Origin of the sequence: Phragmitibacter flavus (assembly GCF_005780165.1) — a bacterium.
GTDB classification, from domain to species: Bacteria; Verrucomicrobiota; Verrucomicrobiia; order Verrucomicrobiales; family Verrucomicrobiaceae; genus Phragmitibacter; species Phragmitibacter flavus.
The window spans coordinates 105954-117710 of sequence record NZ_VAUV01000003.1 but is presented as its reverse complement, the minus strand read 5'-3'; the positions used below and the strand labels follow the sequence as shown (position 1 = coordinate 117710).

At 55.3% G+C, this 11757-nt stretch carries 8 protein-coding genes; 6 read left to right on the top strand and 2 right to left on the bottom strand.

Annotated elements, in window-relative coordinates:
• Positions 1 to 14 precede the first annotated feature (14 nt).
• From FEM03_RS04110 to tsaB, 3 genes are all read left to right on the top strand, one after another.
• Complete coding sequence (locus FEM03_RS04110) at positions 15 to 920, top strand: thiamine-phosphate kinase (protein ID WP_138084921.1); 906 nt, start codon at positions 15 to 17, stop codon at positions 918 to 920.
• On the top strand, positions 917 to 1336 hold the full coding sequence (gene tsaE / locus FEM03_RS04105) for a tRNA (adenosine(37)-N6)-threonylcarbamoyltransferase complex ATPase subunit type 1 TsaE (protein WP_138084920.1): 420 nt from the start codon (positions 917 to 919) through the stop codon (positions 1334 to 1336). Before FEM03_RS04110 ends, tsaE begins: the two co-directional genes overlap by 4 nt.
• A gap of 65 nt (positions 1337 to 1401) precedes the next feature.
• Positions 1402 to 2019, top strand: coding sequence for a tRNA (adenosine(37)-N6)-threonylcarbamoyltransferase complex dimerization subunit type 1 TsaB (gene tsaB, locus FEM03_RS04100; RefSeq protein ID WP_166442614.1), 618 nt, complete (start codon positions 1402 to 1404; stop codon positions 2017 to 2019).
• 86 nt (positions 2020 to 2105) lie between these two features.
• On the opposite strand, the gene FEM03_RS04095 is transcribed toward tsaB, so the two are convergent.
• The gene (locus FEM03_RS04095) at positions 2106 to 3017 is read right to left on the bottom strand and encodes a nucleotidyltransferase family protein (RefSeq protein ID WP_138084918.1); all 912 of its coding nucleotides are present in this window, start codon (positions 3015 to 3017) and stop codon (positions 2106 to 2108) included.
• Between the two features lie 152 nt (positions 3018 to 3169).
• Here FEM03_RS04095 and thiE point away from each other — a divergent pair, with 152 nt between their 5' ends.
• The gene (gene thiE, locus FEM03_RS04090; RefSeq protein WP_138084917.1) at positions 3170 to 3799 is read left to right on the top strand and encodes a thiamine phosphate synthase; all 630 of its coding nucleotides are present in this window, start codon (positions 3170 to 3172) and stop codon (positions 3797 to 3799) included.
• Positions 3800 to 3973: 174 nt separating this feature from the next.
• Here thiE and proS read toward each other — a convergent pair whose 3' ends face one another.
• Positions 3974 to 5509, bottom strand: coding sequence for a proline--tRNA ligase (proS, locus tag FEM03_RS04085; RefSeq protein WP_138084916.1), 1536 nt, complete (start codon positions 5507 to 5509; stop codon positions 3974 to 3976).
• A 575-nt stretch (positions 5510 to 6084) separates the two neighbouring features.
• Between proS and vccA the strand changes: the two genes are divergently transcribed.
• Positions 6085 to 11181, top strand: coding sequence for a Verru_Chthon cassette protein A (gene vccA / locus FEM03_RS04080; protein ID WP_138084915.1), 5097 nt, complete (start codon positions 6085 to 6087; stop codon positions 11179 to 11181).
• A 16-nt stretch (positions 11182 to 11197) separates the two neighbouring features.
• The gene (gene vccB / locus FEM03_RS04075) at positions 11198 to 11755 is read left to right on the top strand and encodes a Verru_Chthon cassette protein B (protein ID WP_138084914.1); all 558 of its coding nucleotides are present in this window, start codon (positions 11198 to 11200) and stop codon (positions 11753 to 11755) included.
• Positions 11756 to 11757: the final 2 nt, after the last annotated feature.

Below are 11757 nucleotides of genomic sequence, written 5' to 3'. Positions count from 1 at the left end.
TTTGAAATTGAGGTATGACGAGTGAGACGGTGATGGAAATTGGTGAGGATGCGTTGATAGGGCGCGTGACGGACGGTTTGTGGACAGGTGACGGAGTGGTGATCGGGCCGGGGGATGATTGCGCGGTGGTGAAGGCGTCAGGGAGTGATTGGTGGAACTTGTTGAAGACCGACGCGGTGGTGGAGGGGGTGCATTTTTTGCAGGAGACGGATTCCGAAAAAGTGGGCTGGAAGGCGATGGCGCGGGTGGTGAGTGATATTGGAGCGATGGGAGGGGCACCGTTGTTTGCGTTGGTGACTCTGATGGTGCCGAAGACTTGCGAGGTGGCTTATGTCGAGGGGCTTTATGCGGGGTTGAAGCGATGCGCGGAGCGTTTTGGCGTGAGTGTGGTGGGTGGCGAGACGACGAGTGGTCCGGTAGTGATGATTTCGGTGGCGCTGACCGGACGGGTGAGGCCGCGATTTTGTGTGCGCCGGGATGGAGCGAAGGCGGGGGATGCCATTTATGTGACGGGTCGGCTGGGGGGATCGATTCGCGGTCATCATTTGACTTTTGAGCCGAGAGCGGAGCAGGGTCGGTGGCTGGCGGAGAACTTCAAACCGCATGCGATGATGGATTTGAGCGATGGGCTGGCGAAAGATTTGCCGAGGATGGGACGGGTATCGGGCGGATTGGGATGTGTGCTTGACGAAGAGCGGTTGCCGGTGAACGAAGGGTGTTCGGTGGACGAAGCATTGAATGACGGGGAGGACTACGAGCTGCTGCTTGCAGTGTCGCCGCGTAGGCAGATGCGGCTTGAGGAGGCCTGGCGGGAACGGTTTCCGGAATTGGAGCTGACTTGTATCGGCAAGTTTTTTAAGGGGACAGACAAGATGCCGCTTGAGAAATCATCGGGAGGTTGGGATCATTTCAGCTCATGATTTTTCGTTCGGTTGAAGAGACGGTTGCGTGGGGCGAGTCGCTGGCGGGTTCGCTGGTGGCGGGGGAGGTGGTGGCGCTGGTGGGAAATTTGGGGGCGGGGAAAACGCATGCCGTGAAGGGGATCGTGGCGGGGATGGGATCAAAGGCGCAGGTGAGCAGTCCGACTTTTACCTTGGTGCATGAGTATGATGACGGGCGGCTGCCGGTGTTCCATTTTGATTTTTATCGTCTGGATCAGCCAGGCGAGGTGATCGGCATTGGTTGGGACGATTATCTGGATGCCGGCGGCGTGGTGGTGGTGGAGTGGGCGGACCGGTTTGCGGATTTGCTGCCGGAGGGGACAAAGTGGTTTGAGTTTTCGATCCGTGAAGATGGCAGTCGCGAAGTGGTGGTCGGCACAAGGAAAGAGGGATGACGCCGGAGTGTTAATGGGGTATGGCAGGGGGACTTTTTATGGGAATGGGATCTTGTGTTTTAGCGATGGATACTTCCACGGCGCGTGGCGAAGTGGCGGTGGTGCGCGGTGGTGAGACGCTGCTGGTGGCAGGTTTTGAATCGGAGCGATCGCACAACGCGCAGATGTTTTCGCCGTTGAGAGAAGCGTTGGAGGCGGCAGGCGATGATCTGGGGTTGATCGTGGTGGGAACGGGACCCGGCTCTTACACGGGGGTGCGAATTGGCATTGCGGCAGCGCAGGGATTGGCCTGGTCGCGCGGGGTGCCGGTGGTGGGGATTTCCAGTTTGCTGGCCCCGGTGTCGGGCTCGGACAAGGCAAGTTTTGTGATGTGCGGCGATGCGCGGCGGGGTCTCTTTTACTGGGCGAGGGTGGTGGATGGAGCGATGGTGGGCGAAATTGAGTCGGTGCCGGAGGCTGAGTTTCGGGCGAAGCGGGCTGAGTTGAGCGAGGTGCCTTGGTTCAGTTTTGAAAGCAAGGTGCCCGGCGGTCTTGAGGGGGTAGAGTTGGCGAGACCGTCAGCTTTGTCGTTGGCGAGGCTGGGGCGGAAGTTGGGTGAGGGGGAGAAGGGGAGGTTGACGGCGCAGGTGCTGGAGCCTGTGTATTTAAGTGCGCCTTTTGTGACGGCGAAGAAAGTGTCTTAGCGCCGTCGGAGGTTACTGCGACCTGCGAACACAAAAAAGGCACGGCGGATATCCACCGTGCCTTCAAAATATCCATGGATGGACGACTAGGCCCAGAGAGGACTTGGATATTCGCCGTTGTCGGTGAGCTGTTTGATGCTCTCGACCACCACGTTTTTGTCTTCGGGATAGGTAATACCAAACCATGAACTGGTGGTTTCAAGCACTTCGACTTCGGCTTGACCGGATTGGATCAGTGCGTCGACCACTTTGGGAATGTAGCTCTCGGATTTGGGGTCTTCACCGTGTTGCTTGAGGAAGTCTTCAAAGGCGATATGAAGCTGGGGGAAAAGGTCGGTGGTAAAACCCCAGAAGTTCATGCTGACGAGTTCGTCGCCGGAAAGTTCGACCGGATTTTGCGGATCTTCCTGGTTGCTCGCACCGGTGGGGGTTTTGAAGATTTTGGTCATTTCAGTGACCGTGGTGAGTTTGCCGTCTTTGCTGGTGCAGACGCCACGGGACACGCTGCCGTGTTCGGAAAGGGTTTTTCTCAGCTGAAAGCCAACCATGGAGTATTGCGTCTTGCCGTCCTTGGGATGGAGCGTGCCGAGATTGGCGGCGAGTTTCGCAAAGGCGTCGCGACCGTAAAAATCGTCGGCGTTGATCATGGCAAAAGGGCCGTCGATTTTTGATTCGGCGGCGAGCACGGCCTGGGTGGTTCCCCAAGGTTTGACGCGGCCTTCGGGGACGGTGAAGCCAGCAGGAAGGTCGTCGAGGCTTTGGAAGGCGTATTCGACCGTGACTTTTTGGTCGAATTTGCTGCCGACTTTGCTCTTGAATTCTTCTTCGAAGTCACGCCGGATCACAAACACGACTTTTTTGAAACCACCGCGCAGGGCGTCGAACACAGAATAGTCCAGCACGGTTTCGCCGTGGGGTCCCATGGGATCAAGTTGTTTGAGGCCGCCGTATCGGCTGCCCATTCCGGCTGCGAGGATGAGTAGGGTTGGTTCGCTCATGAAGAGATGCTTTTCGTTACTTTTACTGATTCGGGATGGTGGACGGTAGACGGCCTGTTGCAAGGGGCAAATGGCTTTGCCGACAGATTGATTTCGGATGGGAAGTGAATTCAGGCCTTGTGTGAATGGGCTTTGTGCTTTTGGTCAGAGGGATGAAATCCATTTCGGAATGTCGGCTTTATGGGATTGTGGACGCAGGTTATGTGCGCTTGGAGGACATGGTGATGATGGGGCGGAAGTTGGTCGAAGGCGGGGTGGATGTTTTACAGCTTCGTGCCAAGGGGGTTGAACTCGCTGACGTAGAACGGATTGGGGGGGAGTTGCTGAAGGTGACGCGCGATGGTGGGGTGCCTTTGGTGATCAACGATCATCCTTCCGTGGCAGCCTCGGTAGGCAGTGACGGGGTTCATGTGGGTCAGGAGGATGGGGATCTGGCCGAGGTGCGCCGCGTGGTGGGGGGGAATTGTTTTGTGGGAAGGTCGACGCACAGCGTGGCTCAGGCAAGGGCGGCGATGGAGGAAAAAGCGGACTACATTGGCTTTGGACCCCTGTATGCCACGGGAACCAAACCTGATTATGTGCCGATTGGCCTTGGCGACATCGCCGAAGTGGAGGGTTTTGCCGAGGTGCCGGTGTTTTGTATTGGTGGGGTGAATTTGCAGACGCTGCCCGAGGTGCTGGCAGCGGGGGCCAGGCGGGTGGTGATTGTGTCCGCGTTGTTACAGGCGGAAGATGTGGGTCGGGCGGTGAAGCAGGTGAACGAAGCGTTGCGTCAGTCTTGAGCTTTGATTGGCAAGGCTGCACGAGAGCGGCCCGCGTTTGCAGGGGAACTCATAAACCACAGATGGACACCGATGAACAAAGATGGCTGCCTGGTCAGGGAGTCACCGTTGGTTGCAAGGCCGTGAGAATCCGCCGTGGAGGGTTCCACGGAAATCCATCTGGGCCACAACTGGTCAGTAACTTTTCGCGAAGATGACGCGGCGATGGCTGGGTTTTCCCGTGAGAAAGCAGGCACCTTCTTCGGCGTATTGATCCCCTTTCGGAATGCATCGGATGGTGACTTTGAGCTCTTTTTGAAGGCGCTCCTCGTCCTCGCTGGTTCCGGCCCAGTTGACCAGGGCAAATCCGCCGCTGATCTCTCCTTTGCTTTCGTTGTCCCCTGAGGTGCCGAAAAACGCGCGAAAATCGGCTTCGTTGTCGATCTTTTTGGTGTTGGAGTCGCGAAGCGCGGTCGCGCGTTGCAGGAGGACGCTCTGGATTTCATCCAAAATGTCGTCGGCGCGGCGAATGAATTCTTCCTTGCCGATGAATTCTTTTTCCTTGGGTCCTTTGTCGCGACGTGCCACGGCAACGCTGCGGTTGGTGATGTCGCGTGGACCAATCTCGACGCGAAGAGGCACGCCTTTTTTGATCCAATCCCAATTTTTGGCACCGCCAGCCATGTCGCGCTTGTCAACGTGGACCCGAAGGGGCTCGCCCATGTATTGAATGGTGCGCAAGGTCTTGGCGAGCGCGTCGCAGGCGTCGATGACGGCTTCGCGGCTGTCAGGCTTTGGCGTCACCGGAAGGATCACGATTTGCGTAGGAGAGATACGTGGGGGCAAAATAACACCGTCGTCATCGCCGTGGGTCATGATCAACGTGCCGATCATGCGCGTGCTGACTCCCCAGCTGGTGGTCCAGGCAAAATGGCGTTGGTTGTCGCGTCCGAGGAACTCAATGTTGGCGGCTTTTGAGAAGTTTTGCCCCAGAAAATGCGAAGTCCCCGCTTGGATCGCCTTCCGGTCCTGGACCATGGCTTCGACGGTCAGCGTGTTCAAGGCGCCTGGAAAGCGTTCGCGCTCGCTTTTTTCGCCAGGAATGACCGGGATGGCGAGGTGATTGCGCATGAAATCTTCGTAGACGTCGTGCATCAGAGCCGCTTCAGCGATTGCCTCTTCCGCTGTTTCGTGAGCGGTATGCCCTTCCTGCCAGAGAAACTCGGCGGTCCGCAGAAACAGACGGGGACGCATCTCCCAGCGCATCACATTCGCCCATTGATTGATGAGCAGGGGGAGATCACGATAGCTCTCCACCCAGCGGGCAAACGCCGCGCCGATGATGGTCTCGGAGGTGGGCCGGATGACAAAAGGTTCCGCCAATTCGCCTGTGGGGATCATTTTGACCGTGCCATCCGCCTGTTTCACCGCTTCAAGCCGGTGATGGGTGACCACTGCGCATTCCGTAGCAAATCCTTCCGCATGCTGGGCTTCTTTTTCGAGGTAGCTGAGCGGAATCAGCAGGGGAAAATAGGCATTTTGATGCCCGGTGGCCTTAAATTTGATGTCGAGCTGCTTCTGCATGTTCTCCCAGAGCCCGTAGCCCCAGGGTTTGATGACCATGCACCCGCGAACTTCGGAGTTCTCCGCCAAATCGGCCGCCCGGACCACTTGTTGATACCATTCAGGGAAGTCTTCAGCGCGAGTAGGGGAGATGGCAGCAGTGCTCATGGGAGGAAAGAATTGGCCTGCTAGTATCGCAGTTCATCGGACAACTGCAATTGATCAGATAGCGTCAGTGCTTTTTCACTCAAACAACAGATGGCTTACACCACGACGTCGTAAGAGCAAAGAGATGTTGCTAGTGTTTACAATGTAAACACTATCGACCCGATTGTGATTTGGTGGCTGATCGTGCGCTCAACTGTGACAGAACGCAGATCGGTATTTACGATGTCGAGTCCGAGGAGCCCTCGTTTTTTGCACGCAAGGTTGTCGGTCAGGTTTGGACACCGGTGTCGAAACGCAATAGAGAATGCCCATACAGCGGCGCTTCCCTAGGAGGTTTTATTGATGAAGATGTGTAACACGGTTGAAGCGGCGCAACGATTTCCTTCGTCTGCAGTATCAGCTCCGCAAAACTCTACAGTCTGTTGAGCATCAACTTTACGGCACCAAAAAAGCCGATGAAGAATAATTGTATTGACCAAGTAGGTGAAAATACATTGTAATCAGAAAATAAGGATTTTATATCAATTTCGAAACTTAAATACTCAGAAACCAGTCCACCCAGCTTCCACATCTCTATGAACACACCTGAAATCGGAAAGCCAAAACGTCGGCGGCGTGGTATTGCGCTAGTGACTGTGATTTCCATGTTGGTCATCCTGACGGTGCTAGCAGTGGCCATCCTCTCAATCTCGGACACGGAGCGGCGATCTTCAGTAAAGTATGCGGATGGTGAGTTTGCCAAAAACTTGTCCGACACCGCCATCAACGTTGCAATGGGTCAGATTTGGGAGGGTTCGCGGCAAGAGGTTGGAGCCGGGGATGCGACTATTTGGGCATCCCAACCGGGTGCGATTAGGAAATACAGCAACAACGGTGCTTTCTTGAAAGGATTCAAGCTATACAGCGACGACATGATGGTGGAGGTCGCTTCCGAGCAAAACATGACAACCGATCATCCGGATACTGCATGGATGCAAAAACCGGGTAAGTGGGTGGATTTGAATGAACCGGTCATTCGGCCAGATAGAAATGCTGATGGAGAGGCGGAAGTGGTGTTTCCGATTATTGACCCGAGGGCATTCGTGCGCAGTGAGCGAACGACGACCGGCACCAGTATTCCAGACAGCTCTAATATTGAAGGCTTCAGCTACGAAACCAGAGTCAACACAACGACTGTCGATTGGGTGGTGGATGCGACCAGTGTGACGGATGTAAATGCCCGACTGCCAATGCCTGTCCAATGGCTTTACATGCTTAAGGATGGCACCCTGGGGCATGTGACCGAAGCAACTGGAACCGGTGCCTACACATTTGTTGGCGCGGGTGGAGTGACGGCTACAGCGACAAATCCCATCGTCGGTCGAATCGCATTTTGGACAGATGACGAAACGTCCAAACTTAACATCAACACGGCTGGTGAGCCAACTTTCTGGGCCCCGCCAATTTCTTATCATGACAGGGATTATCAGTGGGCGGTCTACCAGCCTACCCGGTTCGAGTATCAACGTTATCCCGGACATCCGGCCACGGTGGCTCTGAGCACGGTGCTGTTTCCGAATAAGGACATGAATTCATACGGGAAAACTGGAACGGCGCTCAGCGATATTCTTGATCGCAAGGAGCGGATTTATGACATCATGCCAAAAATCAACAGCGGCGGCTCTAAAGGTGCCACCGTTCCATTTTGGGCGCTAAGTGATCCCAAATATGATGGGACTAGAATGTATCGGGTGGACGTTTCGCAATCCCTCAACGAGCGCCTGTATGCGTCTGTTGATGAATTGCTTTTCTCTGAGCAGGTGGCCGGGGCCGAGAGGCTTACGCAGGACTCCACGCCCGGAGCTCCTGTCAGGCTTTTTGGTGATCATACCATTGAGGCGAGGTCACTTGAGCGTATGCGCTTCTTCTTGACGGCGCACAGTCGGGCACCTGAGACAACCATCTTCGGCACCCCGCGAGTAGCCATGTGGCCTGTGGCGAATGAACGCACCATTGGACCCATGCGTGGCAATGCCGCCGAATATCGGACCGTATTTGACAACCTGGTGGCTTTCTGTGGGACTCTCCAGTCATCCAGAGGCACTGAAAACAGCTATTTCTTCCGTCGAGGCGACGCAACAAGCGCCGTCAATGATGTCAGGGATATACCTCGCAACCAAAGACTGCTGAATTACCTATACGGACTGATGGACCGGGATTTTCCGAGTGGGGGCCAGGCAGCGGCGAGTTTCACGGATAAATATAGAAATGGTGATGCGGCGCAAATCCTCACCCAAATCTTTGACTACATCAGATGCACCAATTTGTATGATGGAGCGCTTGCGCCGAGCAAGGATGAGCTGATCGAACCGGGTTCACCTTATCGGATGAATGGACTGTCAGCGAGGCAGATTCTTGATCGGCGCGACCAGTTGCTACCGCAAACCAAAACCTACACCTCTACGCGAGCCAGCAACAATCTCGACCTGAACTACTCTGATGGCGGTGTTACGCAGCCAACCCTTAGAGAACAGGTCAGTTATACTGCATTGCCGGGTCACGGTCAGGTGGTTCCAATTGAAACAACGATTGGAGGACACTCCAGCAGAGGGTTCGGTCGCTTTCCGACCATATCCGAAGTAGGCCTGCACTTTATCTGCACTGCTGACGGATCCATAGATGAGGGGAGTTGGCGCATACGAAACGCTGATGGCTCCAAAAGCACGCAAGATGCGGATATCAGCGGAGGTCGCACGGCAACTAAAATCACCAACCGGGGATTGCCTACAAATGGAGCCCATGCCGAGCCGGAAATGGTGCCTGAACCAGTTCCACCAGCCGCGAATCCAAATGCCACCATGATTGACCGTTGGTATTCGAATTTCCCTCCTTATCCTGCTCCAAGTCAATATGGAACTCAGGCCGGCGTTCCGGTTAATGATCCGCGCCACTACAGCAAACATCCTGGATACAAACCCCAGAACTGGAACATGACGTTAACCCGAAACCTGCCGCTGTCGCCTGGTCGCAAGCGGGTGCAGGCCATGCTGAGTTTTGAGCTGACTGTTCCAGCTAGCGGCTATCCTGGGATTTTTCCAGACATGAGCATTTCCATTACTGGCATGACCAGCTTCCAGATCCGTGGAACTGCAGGATTCCCGGTGCAGTTGTTCAACACACCCGGCCTCACCACCAAAAGAACATGGCGGGCACCTGCATCGCTGTTTCAGGGAACCACTCACAATCGTGAGGCTGGCGGCAGCGTAGGTCCGGCCGCCCTGACTCAAAACAGGCATGTGATCCGTTCGGGAGATATGCCGGATGATCCAAGCTATGACGCATCGGTGTCATCCTCGGGCAAAACTTATGATGGTGCCTCCAACTATGACCTGGTCAGCAACTATTTTACCATCGTCGGGGATACCATGCAGTTCACTGGTGGACCAATAACGGTCAACGTCTATGCAGGGCGCGACTTGAGTGACGAAAACATTGTGCAAACTTTCGAGATCCGATTCCCCAACGCCCAATTGCCCACCCCAGAGCTTGTCGTTCTTTCGTCTCCCCGGGAGGAGTGGACCACTGGCAGTCAGCTCAATATTCAAGAGCGCATTGAGGCACCACGTTGGTGGTCATTTCACTATGGTGGAGCGATCGGTCGCATGGCGCACAATCCGGCCAGCCCTTGGACCGGACAATTGCCCAATCCCGGAGAGCCCCTGGTTATACCAGCAGCCAACTCCTCAGCCGACCTCTACACGCAGGCCGGGGTGGAACTTGGGAGAACACTTGGGCGATTCTTTACCAAGGGAAGCGGCCACGGTGCACGCCGGGGGATTCCGAGATTTGACACCATCACCTGGGCGCACACGGCCAATGGCACGGTCTACCCTACCGATTCATCCATCCAGTATGGCCAATTTTGCGCTCCACTTAGGAGCCCGGCAGCGAGGACGGGGGGGGCTGGCGGCAGTGGCTACCTTAATCCTAACGTGCAAGGCCCGTTTGGTCAGGACGTTGTCATGAGCATGGTTCCAAAGCATGGGGATATCCGCCTGATTGCAGCCAAGAAGTTCGTTCCTGCGGATGATTGGGAACTTCATCCCGGTGTCGGCAAGCAGAAGAGTTATTCGATCAATGGAACCAATGAAACCTTGCCCGTCTACAATGCTCACAGTTTCATGAGATATGTCTCCGACTATGAAACTGGGATTGACCTGAATGATTTTGGACTTGCGCCTTCTACCATCAATTACAACCGCCAATTGGTTTATGGTGCCCGCTATCGCAGTTCAGCAAGACCGGACCTGCCAGCGACTTCGTTGGTGGACCTTGCGAGACGTTACGGCGATTTTGACAATGGCGTCCCCAGTCTGCGTGATGGCGCGTGGATCAACAAGCCTGATGAAGGCAACACGGGCATGGACACCAAGGCTTCCACCACCGGTGCGGGCGGACTGGTTCGTGCACCGACTGCCTACTATGATGAAATGTGGCGTGGTCAAGAGTCTGGGGAATCCTTCATGTCTCCAAATCGGATGGTGTCTTCACCCGGTATGTTCGGCTCGCTCTCAACTGGCGTCAAAGCGGGCGATCCGTGGAGAACCCTGTTGTTTAGACCTTACGTTCCACCTGTTCTGTCTGGTGGTGGTGCGGCGGCCAGTCATCCTGGGTCTCCCAACTACGGAGGCAGTGGGGCCAATACCAACACGGCTCACACTCCTTTCAAAGGAATTAACCCGGCAGATCATTACATCATGGATTTGTTCTGGATGCCAGTGGTGGAACCCTATGCCATCAGCGAACCGTTCTCGACTGCAGGAAAGGTGAACATCAACTACCAGATGGTTCCCTTCAATTCCTACATCCGACGGGCGACTGGTATGCATGCGGTGCTGAAAGGGGAGGAGCTTCAGGCATTTCCAACGGCCAACGCGACCAACATTCAGGTCAAGCCGGATGGCAACCAGTATGTGGCTTTTGGAAATGGCTATGGCCAGTATTACCAGCAGGCAAAGTGGAGCGATTTGGATGCCCGAAGCACTACCGCCTACTACACGCATGCGGCACCCAAAAAACGCTTCTGGCACCGGAATATCGACATCGATTCGAAGGCGGCCGGAGCGTTTTCTGCAAACACATCGACGCTTGGACAGTTGGACGACCGGTTTAACTTCTCTACGGCATTGCCAGCTGGCGCAAGAGGTCTTCTGCGCTCGGCAAGTCAGGTCGCAGAGTTGCACTTGGTCCCGAAAAAGGTTGAGGGAACACACCCCGCTTCTTCGGTGAACGCTGCCGCTACGCCGCCAGCTAGCGATGGAAGCGACAACATGGTTGGAGGCAACTACAGCTACCGGTCCATGGGGCTCTTTTGGGAGGCCCGCTCCCTCACGGGCGACAACGTCCGAGAAAGACCCTACGCCAATATCTACGCCAAAATCACCACGAAGAGCAATACTTTCAGAGTGCATTACCGGGCGCAATCCATTCGAAAAGCGCGATCGGGTGAAGCCAATGAATTCAATCCGAACGTCGACCTCGTAAACAGTGAGTATCGCGGGTCCGCCTTGATTGAGCGTCGAATTGATCCAGAAGATCCGCGGCTGCCGGACTATGCGACTGCCGGAAACCCTCCTCCTCTGGATGATTTCTACAACTTCCGCGTTCTTGAGAACAAGCGTTTCGCTCCTTAACCCCTAATATTTGAACATGAAATTGAAGACTCTATCAACGATGGCCACAAGTGCCTTTCGCCTTAGCTCGAAGGGATTTAGCCTCGCGGAGGTTGCCATCGCAGTTGCGATTGCGGCTACCGGATTGGTTACCTTGCTGGGCATTATCCCGGCAGGGTTGGACTCCGTTCGCGGCGCAGGAGAAACCACTTCGTCTGCCCGAATCGCCAGCCAGGTGATTGGGGAGATTCAGCTGTCGGACTGGGGATCGAAGTCCGGGGAGGGGGCGTCCGCCCGGTGGAGCAATCTGGAAACAATGATCGACAAAAGATGGTTTTATGACGACCAGGCCAATCCGATCAGTTCAGTGGGAGGCAGTTCTTCAGCCATGCAATATCGATTGGCTTACGTTGTAAGAGTGCGACCCGCCGTTTCACCGCAGGTCTATTTGCCGGGTGCCGCTTCTGCGAACGAGAACATGAAGGCCGTATTGGTCGATGTCGCCATCTCTCCGAAAGCAACATTTGACTTCGCCAATCCACAGTCTTACCGGACCTACCCCGCTGTTTTGACCCGGCAATTCTCGAAAGGCTAATT